At 68.1% G+C, this 16,445-nt stretch carries 17 protein-coding genes; 13 read left to right on the plus strand and 4 right to left on the minus strand.

The features are described 5' to 3' along the window. Window positions 1-6: 6 nt before the first annotated feature. Genes HG421_RS20845 through HG421_RS20855 form a run of 3 tightly spaced genes read right to left on the minus strand, consistent with a single transcriptional unit; the run spans window position 7 to window position 2,885 of the window. Entirely contained in the window at window positions 7-990 is a 984-nt protein-coding gene (locus HG421_RS20845; RefSeq protein ID WP_169708006.1) for a PDR/VanB family oxidoreductase, read from the minus strand. Continuing rightward, complete coding sequence (locus HG421_RS20850) at window positions 983-1,786, minus strand: GntR family transcriptional regulator (protein WP_169708007.1); 804 nt, start codon at window positions 1,784-1,786, stop codon at window positions 983-985. The genes HG421_RS20845 and HG421_RS20850 overlap by 8 nt, the downstream gene beginning before the upstream one ends. Before the next feature lie 22 nt (window positions 1,787-1,808). Next, window positions 1,809-2,885, minus strand: coding sequence for an aromatic ring-hydroxylating dioxygenase subunit alpha (locus HG421_RS20855; protein WP_169708008.1), 1,077 nt, complete (start codon window positions 2,883-2,885; stop codon window positions 1,809-1,811). Window positions 2,886-3,142: 257 nt separating this feature from the next. On the opposite strand from HG421_RS20855, the gene HG421_RS20860 reads away from it, so the two are divergent. From HG421_RS20860 to HG421_RS20900, 9 genes are all read left to right on the plus strand, one after another. After that, window positions 3,143-4,006 carry a CoA transferase subunit A gene (locus HG421_RS20860; protein WP_169708009.1) on the plus strand — a complete coding sequence of 288 codons (864 nt, stop codon included), beginning with the start codon at window positions 3,143-3,145 and terminating at the stop codon, window positions 4,004-4,006. Next, window positions 4,003-4,791 carry a CoA-transferase subunit beta gene (locus HG421_RS20865; protein WP_169708010.1) on the plus strand — a complete coding sequence of 263 codons (789 nt, stop codon included), beginning with the start codon at window positions 4,003-4,005 and terminating at the stop codon, window positions 4,789-4,791. The genes HG421_RS20860 and HG421_RS20865 overlap by 4 nt, the downstream gene beginning before the upstream one ends. Then, window positions 4,788-5,996 (plus strand): 3-oxoadipyl-CoA thiolase, encoded by a 1,209-nt coding sequence (pcaF, locus tag HG421_RS20870; protein ID WP_169708011.1) that lies wholly within the window; start codon window positions 4,788-4,790, stop codon window positions 5,994-5,996. Before HG421_RS20865 ends, pcaF begins: the two co-directional genes overlap by 4 nt. A gap of 82 nt (window positions 5,997-6,078) precedes the next feature. Then, window positions 6,079-6,810: a protocatechuate 3,4-dioxygenase subunit beta gene (gene pcaH / locus HG421_RS20875; protein WP_169708012.1), complete on the plus strand. Its 732-nt coding sequence runs from the start codon at window positions 6,079-6,081 to the stop codon at window positions 6,808-6,810. Window positions 6,811-6,814: 4 nt separating this feature from the next. Next, the gene (gene pcaG / locus HG421_RS20880; protein ID WP_169708013.1) at window positions 6,815-7,378 is read left to right on the plus strand and encodes a protocatechuate 3,4-dioxygenase subunit alpha; all 564 of its coding nucleotides are present in this window, start codon (window positions 6,815-6,817) and stop codon (window positions 7,376-7,378) included. A 268-nt stretch (window positions 7,379-7,646) separates the two neighbouring features. Further along, window positions 7,647-8,999, plus strand: coding sequence for a 3-carboxy-cis,cis-muconate cycloisomerase (locus HG421_RS20885; RefSeq protein ID WP_169708014.1), 1,353 nt, complete (start codon window positions 7,647-7,649; stop codon window positions 8,997-8,999). A 10-nt stretch (window positions 9,000-9,009) separates the two neighbouring features. Continuing rightward, window positions 9,010-9,792 (plus strand): 3-oxoadipate enol-lactonase, encoded by a 783-nt coding sequence (pcaD, locus tag HG421_RS20890; protein ID WP_169708015.1) that lies wholly within the window; start codon window positions 9,010-9,012, stop codon window positions 9,790-9,792. Window positions 9,793-9,816: 24 nt separating this feature from the next. Continuing rightward, window positions 9,817-10,203 (plus strand): 4-carboxymuconolactone decarboxylase, encoded by a 387-nt coding sequence (gene pcaC, locus HG421_RS20895; RefSeq protein ID WP_169708016.1) that lies wholly within the window; start codon window positions 9,817-9,819, stop codon window positions 10,201-10,203. A 74-nt stretch (window positions 10,204-10,277) separates the two neighbouring features. Next, window positions 10,278-11,252, plus strand: a complete 975-nt coding sequence (locus HG421_RS20900; RefSeq protein WP_169708017.1) for an alpha/beta hydrolase — start codon at window positions 10,278-10,280, stop codon at window positions 11,250-11,252. 38 nt (window positions 11,253-11,290) lie between these two features. On the opposite strand, the gene HG421_RS20905 is transcribed toward HG421_RS20900, so the two are convergent. Continuing rightward, on the minus strand, window positions 11,291-12,151 hold the full coding sequence (locus tag HG421_RS20905; protein ID WP_169708018.1) for an IclR family transcriptional regulator domain-containing protein: 861 nt from the start codon (window positions 12,149-12,151) through the stop codon (window positions 11,291-11,293). A gap of 148 nt (window positions 12,152-12,299) precedes the next feature. Here HG421_RS20905 and HG421_RS20910 point away from each other — a divergent pair, with 148 nt between their 5' ends. The 4 genes from HG421_RS20910 to HG421_RS20925 all read left to right on the plus strand — a co-directional run bounded on the left by HG421_RS20910 (window position 12,300) and on the right by HG421_RS20925 (window position 16,417). Beyond that, window positions 12,300-13,157 (plus strand): PA4780 family RIO1-like protein kinase, encoded by an 858-nt coding sequence (locus HG421_RS20910; protein WP_169708019.1) that lies wholly within the window; start codon window positions 12,300-12,302, stop codon window positions 13,155-13,157. A gap of 47 nt (window positions 13,158-13,204) precedes the next feature. Continuing rightward, window positions 13,205-13,435, plus strand: a complete 231-nt coding sequence (locus tag HG421_RS20915; RefSeq protein ID WP_169708020.1) for a hypothetical protein — start codon at window positions 13,205-13,207, stop codon at window positions 13,433-13,435. Between the two features lie 251 nt (window positions 13,436-13,686). Beyond that, entirely contained in the window at window positions 13,687-15,054 is a 1,368-nt protein-coding gene (locus tag HG421_RS20920) for an IS5 family transposase (RefSeq protein WP_169708021.1), read from the plus strand. Between the two features lie 415 nt (window positions 15,055-15,469). Beyond that, a complete protein-coding gene (locus HG421_RS20925) occupies window positions 15,470-16,417 on the plus strand; it encodes an alpha/beta hydrolase (RefSeq protein ID WP_169708022.1) in 948 nt (315 codons plus the stop codon). The last annotated feature ends 28 nt before the right edge of the window (window positions 16,418-16,445 follow it).

Raw genomic sequence — 16,445 nt, forward strand, 5'->3', positions numbered from 1 at the left:
GCTGTGTCAGCCCAGCTCGCTGCGATAGCCGGTATCGATGCTGATGCTGCCGCCCACCGCGCGCGACACGCAGGCGCACAGCTTGCGGTTCTCGCGGCGTTGTTCGTCGCTGAAGAACACGTCGCGGTGATCGATGTCGGCTGCGGTATCCAGCACCTCCACCGCACACAGGCCGCATTCGCCCCGGCGACATTCGGCAATCAGCTCCACGCCGGCATCGGCCAGTGCATCGAGCATGGATTCGTTTTCCGCCACCGGCACCTCCAGGCCAAGCCCGGGCAGCTTGACGACAAATGCCTGCGCCGGCACCCGGCCGCTGTTGCCGAAGGTTTCGAAATGCAGCCGCGCGCGCGGTCGCCCGGCCGCATGCCAGTGCTGCCGGACCGCTTCCAGCATGCCCAGCGGCCCACACACATATACCTCGGCGTTGGGCGAGAGCAGGGCCAGTGCGGCGGCCAGGTCGACCGGCCCGCCGCTGTCGTCGCAGTGCAGCTGCAGGCGCTCGCCGAGCAGGACTTCCAGCTCATCCACGTAGGCCATCGCGCTGCGCGTGCGGCCGACGTAGAGCAGGCGGAAGGCGGGGTGACGCTGCGCCAGCCGCTGTGCCATGCCCAGGATGGGCGTGATGCCGATCCCGCCGGCGATCAGCAGGATCTCCTCGCCGCTTTCGTCCAGCGCGAAGTTGTTGCTGGGCGGCGACATCTCCACCACGTCGCCGGGCTGCAACGACCACATATGCAGCGAGCCGCCACGGCTGTCGGGCATCTGCCGTACCGCGATGCGGTAATGCCCGTCCTTGCGTGGCTCGCCCACCAGCGAGTACGAGCGCACATCGTCGCGGCCATGCAGCCGGACGCGGAAATCCAGATGGCTGCCCACCTCGAAGCTGCGCGCCGCCGGGCCCGGATCGAGCACGATTTCGCGCACGCCTTGGCAGGGGTCTGCAATGCTGACGACATGGGCGCGGTGCCAGTGGGTGTCTTTACGCATGAGGGGCTCCAGGCAGAAGGGCATGCCGGTCGGTGCCGGCGTTGGACGCATGGGCACGGCCGATCAGGGCGCCGCCGCGCACCTGGCCGACCGCTGCAGGGGTTTGCAACAGGTGGCGGAGATTGCGATGGGCCAGGCGTGCGTGTTCGCGCATCAGCGCTTCGGCGCGGCTGCCCTGGCGCTGTTCGATGGCGGCGATCACTTCGCGATGCTGTTCCTGCGCCAGGGTCAGGATGACCCGCGCATCGGCATCGCTGGTCTGGGCCATGACCAGGCCATTGGGAGAGGCGAACGGCAGCTGCACCACGCGCGTCAGCGCACGCTCGAGCACATCGCTGCCGGCCATCGCCATCAGCAGGGAATGGAAGCGCGCGTTGGCCTGCACATAGGCGGAAAAGTCCACGCCCTGGCGTGGCGCGCTGACGATGGTGTCGATTTCGGTCAGCAGCGCACGTGCCTGTGCCAGCTGCGCGGCTGGCACGCCGCGCTCGGCGGCGATGCGTGCGGCCAGGCCTTCGAGCGTGCCGCGCAGTTCGATCGCATCGTGCACATCGCGTTCGCTGAAAGCCTGCACCGCATACCCGCCGCCCGGCAAGGCGCTGGCCAGGCCTTCTTCGCACAGCCGCTGCAACGCCGCGCGCACCGGCGTGCGCGACATGCCCAGGCGCTGCACCACGGCCAGCTCGGACAGCCGCGTTCCGGCGGGCAGGGTGCCGTCGAGGATCAGTTCGCGCAGTGTGAGCAGCGCGCGGGTGGTCTGCCCGGCGCTGCTGTGGAACGGAGTGGTCGGGGGCATGCTGGTCTCCTGTGCAATGCGCTCAGCCCACCATGCGCAGCGACAGGTCCTGTGCGCGCAGCTCGTGCGCGATCATGCGGTCGATCACCCGCCGCGCCCACATGCCGCCTGCATCGACGTTGAGGTTGTAGAAGGTGTGGTCCGGATGCGCGTCGATGGCGCGCTGCTGCGCTTCCAGCACCGCCTCGTCCTCGCCGAACACACCGGTGACGCCGGCACGCGTGAGCGTGGTCAACGACTGGTCGTGCAGCGCGTAGTTGCGCATGAACGCCCAGAAGTAATGGCAGGTGGTATCGGTCTCGGGGGTGATGGTGTTGAGCACGTAGCCGTTGACGCCCTGGCTGCGGTCGCCTTCCGGTGCGCCGGTGCCGGCGATGGCCACGCCGACATCGATGGCGATGGTGCCGGGCGCTTCGAAGCGGATGATCTGCCAGCGATCCACCTTGCCGTGGTAGTCCAGATGACGGGCGATCTGGCTGGCCCAGAACGGCGGCGGGTCGATATTGTGCATCCAGCGCGACACCACCACCGAGCGGTCGCCGTGCACCACGTCGAACGGCGCTTCGGCGATTTCGTCCTGGCCGATACTGGAGCCGTGCACGAAGGTCTCGTGGGTCAGGTCCATCAGGTTGTCCAGCACCAGCCGATAGTCGCACTTGGCGTGGATGGTGCGGCCATCGCCGGCCCAGGCCGGGTCGTGCGCCCAGTGCAGATCCGGGATCAGTGCGGTGTCGGCCTTGGCCGGGTCGCCCGGCCAGATCCACACGTAGCGGTGCTTCTCGGCCACCGGAAAACTGCGCACGCAGGCCGAGGGATTGATGGTTTCCTGCGAGGGCATGTGCACGCAGCGGCCCTGGGTGTTGTAGACCAGCCCGTGGTACCCGCAGACCACGTCGTCGCCGCGCAGCTTGCCCATCGACAGCGGCACCAGGCGGTGCCAGCAGGCGTCCTCCAGCGCCACCACCGCGCCGGCCGTGCTGCGGTAGAGCACCACGTCCAGATTGCAGACCTTGCGCGGGCTCAGTGCGTGCTTGATTTCGTGGTCCCAGGCGACGGCGTACCACGCGTTGAGGGGAAACAGCGGCTTGGACTGGGACATGACCGTGACTCCTGGGGTTTTGTATACAACCTGGGGTACGAATCGGCGCCGATGCGCCGGCTGGCAACCAGTGGACGCGTATTTCAACGCTGGCGTCTGCTTGCAAGCGAAGTTATGTATACACCGGAGACAATTCCGGGACATCACCATGGCTACGAAATTGTGCGTTTATCGAATTCAACCGCCGATAATCGGATTGACCGCACGGTCCGGCCGGCTCTACCGTGATGGCTCGTTCGCAACCCAGGCGTGCTGCCATGGCCGAAATCGTTTCCCTGAGAGAGGCGGTGTCCCACCTGATCGTCGATGGCGACTGCGTGGCGATGGAGGGCTTCACCCACCTGATTCCGCATGCGGCCGGGCACGAGGTGATCCGCCAGCACAAGCGCAACCTGCGCCTGGTGCGCATGACCCCGGACCTGATCTACGACCAGCTGATCGGCGCCGGCTGCGCGGCGGCGCTGCGGTTTTCGTGGGGTGGCAATCCGGGCGTGGGGTCGCTGCACCGCCTGCGCGATGCGGTCGAACATGCCTGGCCGCAGCCGTTGCAGCTGCGCGAGCACAGCCACGCCGACATGGCCAACGCCTATGTCGCCGGCGCCTCGGGGCTGCCGTTTGCGGTGTTACGCGGCTATGTCGGCTCGGACCTGCCGCGCGTCAACGACAGCATCAAGTTCCTGCAGTGCCCATTCACCGGCGAAACGCTGGCCGCCACGCCGGCCGTCAACCCCGATGTCACCGTGATCCACGCGCAACAGGCCGACCGTCGCGGCAATGTGCTGCTGTGGGGCATCCTGGGCGTGCAGAAGGAAGCCGCGTTGGCCGCGCGCAAGGTGATCGTGACGGTGGAAGAGATCGTGGATACGCTCGATGCACCGCCCAATGCCTGCATCCTGCCGCGCTGGGTGGTCGATGCGGTCTGCCACGTCCCGGGCGGCGCTGCACCGTCCTACGCGCACGGCTACTACGCGCGCGACAACCGCTTCTATCTGGGCTGGGATGCGATTGCACGCGACCGTGCGCGGTTCCAGCAGTGGATTCAGACGCATGTCCTCGATACGCAGGATTTCGCCGACTTCCAGCGCGTGTACGCGCACGCGCAGCAGCAGGTGGCCGCATGAGCGAGGTCAGTACCAACGAGATGATGACCGTGGCCGCGGCGCGGCGCCTGCCTGACGGCGCGGTGTGTTTCGTCGGTATCGGCCTGCCGTCCACCGCTGCCAACCTGGCCCGGCTGACGCATGCGCCGGATGTCACCCTGATCTACGAATCCGGCCCGATCGGCGCCCGCCCGTACGTGCTGCCGCTGTCGATCGGCGACGGCGAACTGGCCGAGACCGCCGACACCGTGGTCTCCACGCCGGAAATCTTTCGCTACTGGCTGCAGGGCGGCCGCGTGGACGTGGGGTTTCTGGGCGCAGCGCAGATCGATCGCCATGCCAATCTCAACACCACCGTGATCGGCGACTACGCGGCGCCGACCACGCGCCTGCCCGGGGCCGGCGGCGCGCCGGAAATCGCAGCCAGCGCAAAGCAGGTGTTCATCATCATGCGCCAGTCCAGACGCAGCTTCGTGCCGGCACTGGACTTCATCACCACCGTCGGGCATCTGGAGGGCGGCGATGCGCGCGCGCGCGCCGGCCTGCCCGGCGCCGGTCCCACGGTGGTGGTCACCGACCTGTGCGTGATGGAGCCCGATCCGGTGACCCGCGAACTCACGGTCACCGCGCTGCATCCGGGCATCACCCGCGAGCAAGTGAGTGCGGCCACCGGTTGGCCGATCCGCTTTGCCGACGCACTTGCCCAGACCCCTGTGCCCACCGCGACCGAGCTGCAGGCACTGCGCGCGCTGCAGGCACGCACCGATGCCGCGCACGGCACCCAGTCCGCCGGGGCCCAGGCATGAGCGAGGTCTATCTGATCGATGGCATCCGCACGCCGATCGGCCGGTACGGTGGCGCGCTGTCCAGCGTGCGCGCCGACGACCTTGGCGCGGTGCCGCTGGCGGCATTGCTGGCGCGGCACCCCTCGCTGGACCCGGGCGCCATCGACGATGTCTATCTGGGTTGCGCCAACCAGGCCGGCGAAGACAATCGCAATGTCGCGCGGATGAGCCTGTTGCTGGCCGGTCTGCCCAGTTCGGTGCCGGGCAGTACGCTCAATCGGCTGTGCGGCTCGGGGCTGGATGCGGTTGGCACCGTGGCACGCGGCATCCGCTGCGGAGAACTCGGGCTGGCAATTGCCGGCGGTGTGGAATCGATGTCGCGCGCGCCGTGGGTCATGGGCAAGGCCGAGAGCGCCTTCGCCCGCAGCCAGCAACTGGAAGACACCACCATGGGCTGGCGCTTCATCAATCCGCGTTTGCAGGCCGCCTACGGCACCGAGTTGATGGGCGAAACCGCCGAAAACGTCGCGCAGCGCCATGCCATCTCGCGCGAAGACCAGGACGCATTCGCCCTGCGCAGCCAGCAACGCGTGGCAGCGGCGCAGGCGGCCGGCTTTTTCGATGGCGAACTCACCTCGGTGCCGGTGGCCGCGCGCAAGGGAGTCCAAGCCAGTACCGTGGACTGCGACGAGGCGCCGCGCCCGACGACCACCGCCGAGATGCTGGCCAAGCTCAAGCCGGTCTTCCGCCAGCCCGGTACCGTCACTGCCGGCAATGCGTCCGGCATCAACGACGGCGCTGCCGCGTTGCTGCTGGCCTCGGCGCAGGCGGTACAGGCGCATGGCCTGACCCCGCGTGCGCGGGTGCTCGGTTTTGCTGCAGCAGGCGTCGAACCGGCCTACATGGGCATCGGCCCGGTGCCTGCCACGCAGCGCCTGCTGGCGCGGCTGAAGCTGCGCATCGCGCAATTGGACGCGATCGAACTCAACGAAGCGTTCGCCGCCCAGGCGCTGGCCTGCATGCGCCAGTTCGGGCTGGCCGATGACGCTCCGCACGTCAATGCCAATGGGGGTGCCATCGCGCTGGGTCATCCGCTGGGCATGAGCGGCGCGCGTCTGGCGCTGACCTTGTTGCGCCAGCTCGAAGCCGGCAACGGCAGGTTCGGGCTGGCCAGCATGTGTATTGGCGTTGGGCAGGGCGTGGCCCTGGCGATCGAACGTCTGTGAGCCTGGCCGTTGCAACCGATCACGCACCACCTGCACACCCATTGGCTTGAACGTGCCGCAGTGCGGCCAGGGAGATCTCACGATGCGCGATACCCCCGACGATACGCCAGCTGTTGACCCGTTGCTCGGCTACCGCCGCAGCCAACCCGGGACGCAGCCGCCCTATCTGCATCCGCCTTACGCCTCCACGGCGCTGCGCGGACCGCGCCGCGCGCCGATCCAGATCCCGGTGACCCTGTCGGAAGTGACCGGCCCGCGCCTGGACCGGCTGACCCTGGGCGCGCATGCAGCCGATCTCACCGCAGGCTTCAGCGGCGAGCCGCTGGGCGAGCGCATCATCGTGTCCGGCCGCGTGCTGGACGAGAACGGCAAGCCGGTGCGCAACAGCCTGGTGGAAGTCTGGCAATGCAATGCCGCAGGCCGTTACCAGCACGAAGGCGATCGCCACGATGCGCCGCTGGACCCCAACTTCCGCGGCACCGGTCAGGTCCTCACCGACGATCACGGGCGCTACGCGTTCAAGACCGTCAAGCCTGGTGCGTACCCGTGGCGCAACCACTACAACGCCTGGCGGCCGGCACACATCCATTTTTCACTGCATGGCGATGGCATCGGCCAGCGCCTGATCACGCAGATGTATTTCCCCGGCGACCCGCTGCTGGCGCACGACCCCATCTACAACTGTGTCGACGACGCGCTGGCACGCGAGCGCATGGTGTCCAGCCTCGATTGGGAAAACGCGGTCAGCGAATATGCGCTGGCCTACCGCTTCGACATCGTGCTGCGCGGTCGCAAGCAAACGGTCTGGGAGTGAGTCGATGAGCCTGAATGCCACCCCGTCGCAAACCGTGGGCCCGTATTACCGGCTCGGCCTGGAACCGCTGTATCGCGATCGCCTGGCGCCGCCGCAGGCGGCCGGCACGCCGGTGCAGATCAGCGGCTGTGTCTATGACGGCGCCGGTGCGCCGGTGTCCGACGCCGTGCTGGAGCTGTGGCAGGCCGATGCGGCCGGCATCTACGCGCATGTCGCCGACGCGCGCCACCAGGCGCACGACGCCGCCTTCGATGGCTGGGGCCGGGTGCCCACCGATGCGCAGGGGCGGTTCTGCTTCGCCACGGTCAAGCCGGGCGCCGTGGCCGGCCCGGATGGCCGGCCCCAGGCCGCGCATCTGACCGTGCTGGTGCTGATGCGCGGGCTGCTACGCGCCGCATCGACGCGGCTGTATTTTGCCGACGACCCGCACCTGGGCAGCGATCCGATTCTGGCGCTGGTACCGGCCGAGCGCCGCGGGACCCTGCTGGCCCAGCCCCGCGGTGACGGTGCCTACGCCTGGGACGTGCGCATGCAGGGCGATGCGGAAACGGTGTTCTTCCAGTATTGATCCACCGGTGGCATGTCTGCACGCACCGCGTGGATGCGGCGGTGTGCCGCCCGCTTGCGGAAACACGCGGCGATGCCACAACGCCACAGCGCCGACAGGCTGGGTAGGCGCATGCAGGCGCGGCTGCGGCGTGCCGGGCGCACCCAGTTGCCCCTCCGGCCATCGGCATCGCCTCGCCAGGCAGTCGCGTTGGACGCATTGCCCGATGGTCTAGTTGGCACCCCCGTGCTTCGGTGCCATGCTGCCGGCACGCCAAGAGATGCAATGCATGAGTGCGACGTCCTCGCTGTTGGGATCCTTGTTTGGCGACGCCGCGTGCGACGCACTGTTCGACGATGCGGCGCGCGTGCAGGCCATGCTGCACTTCGAAGCGGCGCTTGCCGGTGCGCAGGCGCAGTGCGGCGTGATTCCCGCCGATGCGGCGCCTGCCATTGCCGCTGCCTGCGATGTGCAACATTACGATCTGGCCGCGCTGGCGCAGGCCACCGCCCTGGCCGGCAACCCCGCCATTCCGCTGGTCAAGGCGCTGACTGCGCGGGTGGGCGCGCACGATGCGGCCGCCGCGCGCTGGGTGCACTGGGGCGCCACCAGCCAGGACGTGATCGACACCGGGACGGTGCTGCAGCTGCGCGCGGCGCTGGAGCTGCTGTTGCCGCGCCTGCAGCGCCTGTGCGGCGAGCTGGCCGAACTGGCCGCCCGCGAGCGCGCGACCGGGCTGCCTGGGCGCACCTTGCTGCAACAGGCCGTGCCGGTGACCTTCGGGCTCAAGGCGGCCGGTTGGCTGGATGCGTTGCAGCGTGCGCATCGGCGCCTGCATGCGCTGCGCGCCGATGCGCTGGTGCTGCAGTTCGGCGGCGCGGCCGGCACGCTGGCCTCGCTGCAGGCACGCGGGCTCGACGTGGCCCAGGCGCTGGCCACCACGCTGGCGCTGCCGTTGCCGGCGCTGCCCTGGCACACCGCGCGCGACCGTATCGTCGAGGTTGGCTGCGCGTTCGGCCTGCTGGCCGGCACGCTGGGCAAGATCGGTGGCGACGTGGTGCTGCTGATGCAATCGGAGGTCGGCGAGGCGTTCGAACCCGCGGGCGCCGGCAAGGGGGGCTCGTCGGCGATGCCGCACAAGCGCAACCCGGTCTCCAGCGTGGCGGCGGTCGCGGCGGCCACGCGCGTGCCCGGCCTGGTCGCCACCTTGTTCAGCGCGATGCTGCAGCCGCACGAGCGCGCCGCCGGCCAGTGGCATGCCGAATGGGACACGCTGCCGCAGATCGTGCGGCTCACCGCCGGCAGCCTGGCGCAGATGCAGGCCTGCCTGGCGGGGTTGGACCTGAACCGCGCGCGCATGCGCACGCACCTGGACAGCCACGGCGGCGTGCTCTACGCCGAAGCGGCGGTGTTCGCGCTGGCCGCACAGCTCGGCAAGCCGCAGGCGCACGCGCTGGTCGAACAGGCGGTGGCGCAGGCGCAGGCCCAGCAGCGGCATCTGCGCGAGGTACTGGGCGATGATCCGCAGGTGCGTGCGGTACTCACGCACGCGCAACTGCAGGCGGTGTTCGATAGCGACAGCTGGCGTGGCCTGTCATCGGTCTGGATCGACCGCGTGCTGGCCGGCTCCCCTTCCCGTTGACGGTGCTTCGATGGCCTATCTCCAACTGCCCACCCATCGCCTGCACTACCGCCTGGACGGCACCGAAGGCCGGCCCTGGCTGACCTTCTGCAATTCGCTCGGCACCGACCTGCACATGTGGGATGTGCAGATCGAGGCGTTCGCCCCGCACTTCCGCATCCTGCGCTACGACCGCCGTGGCCACGGCTATTCGGAAACCCCGCCGGGTCCCTACAGCGTCGCCGACCTGGGCCAGGATGTGCTGGCGCTGTGGGATGGCCTGCAGATCGAACGCAGCGACTTCTGCGGGCTATCGATCGGTGGGCTGACCGGGCAGTGGCTGGGCCTGCACGCACCACAGCGGCTGCGGCGGCTGGTGGTGTGCGCCACCGCGCAGAAGATCGGCAGCACCGAGACCTGGGAAACGCGCATCGACAAGGTGCGCAGCGAAGGCCTGCCGGTGCTGATCGACGCCACCTTGCAGCGCTGGTTCACGCCGGCATTCGCCATCAGCCACGCGCAGCGGTTGGACATGATTGCCGCCGCGTTCGTCTCCACCTCGCCCGCCGGCTACATCGCCTGTTGTCAGGCGGTGGCCGAGGCGGATTTCCGGGGTGCGCTGGATGGGCTGGCGCTGCCGCTACTGGCGCTGGCCGGCGACGACGACCCGGTCTGCCCGCCGCCGAATCTGCGCGAGATCGCCTACGCCGCACCCGATGGCCATTACGCCCAGGTGCCCGGCCGGCATCTATGCAACCTGGAGTCGCCAGCCGCGTTCAATGATGCGGTGCTGGGCTTTCTGCAGGCCGATTGATTCAACCGTACCGAAGGACACCCCATGCACGAAGACGAGCGTTACCAGGCCGGCATGCGCGAACGCCGGCGCGTCCTGGGCGATGCGCATGTCGATCGCTCGCTGGCCGCCCGCACCGAGCTCACCACCGAGTTTCAGGACCTGATCACCCGCTATGCCTGGGGCACGATCTGGACCCGCGATGGCTTGCCTGCGCACACCCGCTCGTTGATCACCTTGTCGATGATGATCGCGCTCGGCCACGACGAAGAGTTCAAGCTGCACGTGCGTGCGGCGCGCAACAATGGCGTGACTGCCGAGCAGATCAAGGAACTGCTGCTGCAGGCCGCGATCTACTGCGGCGTGCCCGCGGCCAACCATGCCTTTGCGCTGGCCAAGCCGATCCTGGAAGAACAGGCCGCCGAAGGCTGATGCGCGGCAATCGCCTCGCGCAGGGCCTCGCGCCTGCCATGCTGCATTCCATCGCGCCCACCACGAGGCACCGCATGACGCGACGACTTGCCTGTCTGCTGCTGCTCCTGCTCCCACTGGCCGCCAGCGCACAGCCGCAGCCCGGGCCGGGCACTGCGCTGGCGCAGGTGCGCGCCGACGATGGCCAGCACCTGGCGGTGTGGTCGCGCATCCCGGCGCAGCCGCGCGGGGCGGTCGTGCTGGTGCACGGCCGCACCTGGAGTTCCCTGCCCAATTTCGACCTGCAGGTGCCCGCTGAAAGCCCCGATTCCCGCTCGGTGCTGGCGGCATTGGCGCAGGCAGGATTCGCCGCCTACGCGGTGGACTTGCGTGGCTATGGTGGCAGTGCGCGCGATGCCAGCGGCTGGAACACCCCGGCGCGAGCGGTGCGCGATGTGGAGCAGGTGCTGGCCTGGGTTGCGCGACAGCATCCAGGACTCGCAGCGCCCGCCTTGATCGGCTATTCCAACGGCGCGCGGGTGGCGCTGCTGGTCGGCCAGCAGCACCCGCGCTCGGTATCGGCGCTGGTGCTCTACGGCTTCCCGGACGACGTCGACGCCCCGGCCGCTGCAACGCCATCGCCGCCCCAGCCCAAGCGCGAACGCACCACGGCCGCAGCAGCCGGGGAGGACTTCATCACCGCCGATGCCGCTCCCGCCGGCGTGCGCGCTGCCTACGTGGCGCAGGCGCTGGCCGCCGACCCGGTACGCACCGATTGGCGCGCGATGGAACAGTTCGCGTTCCAGCCCGAGCAGGTGAGTGCGCTGCCGGTGCTGCTGCTGCGTGGGGTCGACGATCCCATTGCCACCCAGGCCGACTACGCGCATCTGTACCTACGCCTGCGCAGCGCAGACCGCAGCTGGGTGACCTTGCCGCAGTCGGATCATGTGGCGCAGGTGGAAGACACTCATGCCGCCTGGGTGGATGCAGTGGTGAGCTTTCTGCGCCGGCCGCGCCAGGCGCCGGGCCTGCGGATGGCGCAGCAAGCCAGAGGCGCGTTGCATCGGTGACGCACGGCTGCTGCAGAGACGCGCACAGTGCGCAGGGGCTAACTCAGCAAGGCGCCCAGGCGTTGCGCGGCCTGCTTCAGTGGCTCCAGCAGCTGCGTCTGCATGGTCTGCAGGCTCACGCGGCCGGCCTGGGCGCCGATGTTGAGCGCGGCGATGACCTCGCCGCGCAGGTTGCGCACCGGCACCGCGATCGAGCGCAGGCCGATCTCCAGCTCCTGGTCGGTCAGGCTCATGCCTTCGCGCCGGGTGCGCGCCAGCACCTCCAGCAGCGCCGATGCCTGGGTGACCGTGCGGTCGGTGCGCGGGCGCAGCGTGGTGCGTTCCAGGTACGCCTGCAAGGTGTCGGCGGGCAGGGCCGCCAGTAAGACCCGCCCCATCGAGGTGCAATAGGCCGGCAGCCGGGTGCCCGGCCGGAGCCCGATCGACATGATCCGCACCGTCTCCGCGCGCGCCACGTACAGCAGGTCGTCACCGTCCAGCACGCCCAGCGAGCAGGATTCGTGCAGCTGATCACGCAAGCCGTCCAGCACCGGCTGCGCCGCCGCGGTCATCGACGACGAGGCCGCATAGGCGCCGCCGATGCCCAGCACCCGTGGCAACAGCACGTAGCCGCGTCCCTGTTCGCCCACATAGCCCAGCTTGGCCAGCGTGTGCAGCACGCGCCGCACCGCCGCGCGCGAAATGCCGGTTTCCAGGCTGATCTGCGACATCGTCACCTCGCGGGCGTGCTGGGCGAACACACTCAACACCACCAGCCCGCGCCCCAGCGAGGTCATGAAGTCCGGATCTCCTTGCGCGGCGGCAATCTGCTGCATCAATTCGTGCGGCAGGCCGCGCTCGCTACCGGCCGCGGCGACGGCAGCAGGGCGTTTGCGACGGCGGGTGGTGGGCTCGGGCATCGGATTGCGTGCTGGACAGGTCCGGCCATGGTAAGCGCTTGCGCCGGTGCACGCCGCCGGTCGCCCTGTGTGCGCCGGCATGTAAACGCTTCACCGTAGGTTGCCGCATAATCGCTGCTGACTTGTTTCGGATCGGTCCCCTTCGTCCATGAAAACCCCCACGGGCCTGCAGCCGCTGATCGACGACGGTGTCATCGACGAAGTGTTGCGGCCACTGAAGAGCGGCAAGGAAGCGTCCGTCTATGTGGTCAGCGCCGGCGAGGACATCCTGTGCGCCAAGGTCTACAAGGACATGGCGCAGCGCAGCTTCCAGGCACGCGTGCAGTACCAGGAGGGGCGCAAGGTCCGCGGCAGCCGCCAGGCCCGTGCGATGGGCAAGGCCACCAAGTTCGGCCGCCGCGAGGCCGAAACTGCCTGGAAGAACACCGAAGCCGACGCGCTCTACCAGCTGGTGGATGCCGGCGTGCACGTGCCCAGGCCGCGCGGCTATTTCCACGGCGTGTTGTTGATGGATCTGGTCACCGACGACGCCGGGCACAGCGCACCGCGCCTGGGCGAGGTGGAGCTGGAACCGGATCAGGCGCGCGCCTTCCATGCCAGCCTGATCGGCGACGTGGTCAAGATGCTGTCGCTGGGCCTGGTGCATGGCGATCTGTCCGAATACAACGTGCTGGTGTCGCCGGATGGCCCGGTGGTGATCGACTTCCCGCAGGTGGTCAGCGCCGCCGGCAACAATGCCGCGCGCCAGATGCTGTTGCGCGACGTGCACAACCTGCGCGACTGCCTGGGCCGCTTCGCCCCGGAGCTGCTGGAGACCCATTACGGCGAAGAGATGTGGGCATTGTTCGAGAAGGGCGAGCTGCGCCCGGACAGCGCGCTTACCGGGCGCTTCAAGTTCGATACGCGGCGTGCGGACGTGCGCGCCATCCGCGCCTCGATCGAGGACGCGCGACAGGAAAACCTCATCCGCCAGCAGGGCCGCGAAGCCGCTGCCGAAGACGACTGAGCGGGTTTATCGGTGGCTGGACTCGTATGATTTCAACCGAGAATTTTATGCACGACTATCCGCTTGTCATCTCGCCGCTCAGTCGCTCGATTACGCAAGACGGGTACAGCGTTCGTCTGGAAATCTATCGGGGGCCCGATACTGGTTGGACGCTTGAGATTGTTGATGCATGTAACAACTCCGCGGTGTGGAATGAGCTGTTCGCCATTGAGCAAGCTGCCTTCGATGAGGCGCTGCGCACCATTCGGGATGAAGGCATCGCGTCCCTGGTCGGTTAGCTTGGTCACGCACGGTCATGGGTCGGTCGCCTGAGATGCATTCACGTCGAGCCGCTTCGTCCATCAGCCCGATTCACGCGCCGAACCGCAGTTTCCGCGCCGGCGTGTGGCACGCAGATGTGGCGATCTTATGTAGTCGTCCCTGAAAATCCCCACCATCCCAGTCACAGCAAGGCTTCACCGGCCGCGCAGGCGTGCCGGAACTACCAGTTTTCGCTACGCTGTGGGCTGATTTCTTGCAATTTCCGTCCATGCGTACACGCCGCCCTGCTGCCGAAGACACCCCCGCCGAGGAGTTGTTTCGTTCGCGCCTGGAGAACCAGATCGATCTGCGCCATCCGCTGGCGCAGTTGAGTCAACGGATGCCGTGGGCCGCGTTGGAGCAGGCGCTTTGCTCGCACTTGCCGGCCACGCCCGCCGGAGGTGGGCGTCCGGCCTTGCCGGTGCGCTTGATGACCGGTTTGCTGTACCTCAAGCACGCCTATGACCTGTCCGACGAAGCGGTGTGCGAGCGCTGGCTGGAGAATCCGTACTGGCAGTTCTTCACCGGTGAGGTGGTGTTCCAGACGCGTCTGCCATGCGATGCCAGTTCGCTGACGCGCTGGCGTCAGCGCCTGGGCGAAGCTGGGATGGAAGAGGTCCTGGCGCACACGATCAATGCGGCGCACGCGATGAGGGCGGTGGATGCACGCGAGTTGTCGCGGGTGATCGTGGATACCACGGTGCAGGAAAAGGCAATCGCCTATCCGACCGACAGCCGTCTGCTGGAGGTGGCACGCAAGAAGCTGGTGCTGCTGGCCAAGCGCCACGGTATTGCGCTGCGGCAAACCTACGCACGGCAAGGCCCTGCCTTGAGCCGCAAGGCGGGCCGCTATGCCCATGCGCGCCAGTTCAAGCGCATGCGAGCTGCGCTGCGGCGCCAACGCACAGTGTTGGGGCGCGTGGTGCGCGATATGCAGCGCAAGCTGGACGCAGTGGAGGACAGCGTGCGCGAGCGCATCGCTGTGTGGCTGGACCGTGCGCAACGCCTGTACACGCAACACCCCAAGGACAAGCACAAGCTGTATGCGTTGCATGCTCCGGAGGTGGAATGCATCGGCAAGGGCAAAGCGCGTCAACCGTACGAGTTTGGCGTGAAGGTCGGCATTGCGGTGACGGCCTGCAAGGGATTGGTCGTGGGTGCGCGCAGTTTCCCCGGCAATCCGTACGACGGCGATACCTTGGCCGAGCAACTGGAGCAGACACGCGGATTGCTGCAAGACGTGGCTGTCGCCCCGACGGTAGCGATCGTGGACCTGGGCTATCGCGGGCGCGAGGTCGATGGGGTACAGGTGCTGCACCGTGGGAAAGCCAAGACGCTGACGCGCCGGCAGTGGGACTGGATCAAGCGACGGCAAGCGGTGGAGCCGGTGATCGGCCATCTGAAAGACGACTGCCGGCTGCGCCGCTGCAGATTAAAGGGCACCCAAGGCGATGCACTGCATGTCCTGGGCTGCGCCGCCGGCTACAACCTGCGCTGGTTGATGCGCTGGATCGCGCTTTTGCGTGCCTGGATCCGTGCCATGTCGCAGTTATCCCTGGGCGCCATGGATCGGTCACAGCTCGCAATTGGCGTCTGAAAAGGATTTTTCAGAGACGACTATGTATGCACTGAGGCGCTCTGGTCCGATCCCGGGGTGAGCACACACCATCAATTCGAGTGCATCGGCGCGCCATCGTCGCAAGCGACGTCCTGCGACATATAGCTGCCGGTGCAGTGTGCGTTCAATGCGTGCACGTCGGATCGATCAGAGATTTACCTCACACCTGACACCTTGAGCCTCACACCTCGCGCGGGGCGCGTCCGCGCGCATGCTTGCGATGCGATGCAGCAATCCACGGTCATCCGACAGGCCAGGTCGGGGCGCCAAGTCGCGCAGACAGTGATGTCGGCGGTCGCTCTGCAATCCCGTGCAGCTGTTTACTGAAAATAATGGTTATTGTTGATAACAATCTGGCAAGCTCCGCGCATCGTCCTCGCGTGATGGAGTCGCCATGGCCTTCGATCCAGATGTCGTCGCCCTGTTTGCACAGCTGCAGCAGGCCGGTGCGCCGCCGATGGAGGCGCTGCCGTTGGCGGAGGCACGCGCCATGATGCGCGGCATGAGCGCGCAGCTCGGCTTTCCGGTGCTTGAGATGCAGGTGCGCGATCTGCGCGCCTGCACCGCCAGCGGGAACGTGCCGCTGCGCCTGTATCGCCCGCCGGGGCTTGCGGACGACCCCGCGCCCACCTGCCTGTTCGTGCACGGCGGCGGTGGCGTCGTGGGCGATCTGGACTCGCACGACGACATCTGCCGCCAGCTGGCCGCGCGCGTCGGCTGCCAGGTGCTGGCGGTGGACTACCGCCTGGCCCCGGAACACCCGGCGCCGGCGGGCGTGGAAGACGTCATCGCCGTGTTGCGGTGGCTGGTGGCGCATCCGCAGCAGGTCGGCGCGGATCTTCGGCGGTTGGCGGTGGCCGGCGACAGCATGGGCGGGTCCATCGCTGCGGTGGTGGCGCTGGTGGCGCGCGATGCCGGCATCGCGCTGCGCTGCCAGGTGTTGCTGTACCCGCTGACCGATGCGCGCGAAGACAGCGCTGTGCATGCATCGCGCACCACCAACGCCGACATTCCGCCGCTGACCCGCCCGGCAATGCGCTTCTTCAACCAGCACCTGTTCCAGGACGCTGCCATCACGCACGACTGGCGTATGTCACCGCTGTTGGCGCCGGACGTGGCCGGCGTGGCGCCGGCGCTGATCGTGCTGGCCGAGTTGGACATCCTGCACGACGAAGGGCTGCGCTACGCCGAACGCCTGGGTGCGGCCGGCGTGGAGGTCAGCGTGCAGACCTTCCCCGGCATGATCCACGGCTTCTTCCAGATGGGCCGCGCCATCCAGGCGGCGGAAACCACCATGGAGCTGTGCGCGCAGATGCTGCGGCAACGGTTGCTGCCGCTGTAATTGGGCACGCTGCCTACCGCATCGGACG

The sequence above is a fragment of the Xanthomonas campestris pv. badrii genome, from assembly GCF_012848175.1.
Lineage (GTDB): Bacteria > Pseudomonadota > Gammaproteobacteria > Xanthomonadales > Xanthomonadaceae > Xanthomonas > Xanthomonas campestris_C.

Excerpts from the sequence above, each read along its gene's own strand:
- pcaD (WP_169708015.1), top strand. The coding sequence starts at position 9,010 with ATGGCCTATCTCCAACTGCCCACCCATCGCCTGCACTACCGCCTGGAC.
- pcaC (WP_169708016.1), top strand. The coding sequence starts at position 9,817 with ATGCACGAAGACGAGCGTTACCAGGCCGGCATGCGCGAACGCCGGCGC.
- pcaH (WP_169708012.1), top strand. The coding sequence starts at position 6,079 with ATGCGCGATACCCCCGACGATACGCCAGCTGTTGACCCGTTGCTCGGC.
- HG421_RS20845 (WP_169708006.1), bottom strand. The coding sequence starts at position 990 with ATGCGTAAAGACACCCACTGGCACCGCGCCCATGTCGTCAGCATTGCA.
- HG421_RS20855 (WP_169708008.1), bottom strand. The coding sequence starts at position 2,885 with ATGTCCCAGTCCAAGCCGCTGTTTCCCCTCAACGCGTGGTACGCCGTC.
- HG421_RS20860 (WP_169708009.1), top strand. The coding sequence starts at position 3,143 with ATGGCCGAAATCGTTTCCCTGAGAGAGGCGGTGTCCCACCTGATCGTC.
- HG421_RS20850 (WP_169708007.1), bottom strand. The coding sequence starts at position 1,786 with ATGCCCCCGACCACTCCGTTCCACAGCAGCGCCGGGCAGACCACCCGC.
- HG421_RS20900 (WP_169708017.1), top strand. The coding sequence starts at position 10,278 with ATGACGCGACGACTTGCCTGTCTGCTGCTGCTCCTGCTCCCACTGGCC.
- HG421_RS20925 (WP_169708022.1), top strand. The coding sequence starts at position 15,470 with ATGGCCTTCGATCCAGATGTCGTCGCCCTGTTTGCACAGCTGCAGCAG.
- HG421_RS20910 (WP_169708019.1), top strand. The coding sequence starts at position 12,300 with ATGAAAACCCCCACGGGCCTGCAGCCGCTGATCGACGACGGTGTCATC.
- pcaG (WP_169708013.1), top strand. The coding sequence starts at position 6,815 with ATGAGCCTGAATGCCACCCCGTCGCAAACCGTGGGCCCGTATTACCGG.
- HG421_RS20915 (WP_169708020.1), top strand. The coding sequence starts at position 13,205 with ATGCACGACTATCCGCTTGTCATCTCGCCGCTCAGTCGCTCGATTACG.
- HG421_RS20885 (WP_169708014.1), top strand. The coding sequence starts at position 7,647 with ATGAGTGCGACGTCCTCGCTGTTGGGATCCTTGTTTGGCGACGCCGCG.
- HG421_RS20865 (WP_169708010.1), top strand. The coding sequence starts at position 4,003 with ATGAGCGAGGTCAGTACCAACGAGATGATGACCGTGGCCGCGGCGCGG.
- HG421_RS20905 (WP_169708018.1), bottom strand. The coding sequence starts at position 12,151 with ATGCCCGAGCCCACCACCCGCCGTCGCAAACGCCCTGCTGCCGTCGCC.
- pcaF (WP_169708011.1), top strand. The coding sequence starts at position 4,788 with ATGAGCGAGGTCTATCTGATCGATGGCATCCGCACGCCGATCGGCCGG.
- HG421_RS20920 (WP_169708021.1), top strand. The coding sequence starts at position 13,687 with ATGCGTACACGCCGCCCTGCTGCCGAAGACACCCCCGCCGAGGAGTTG.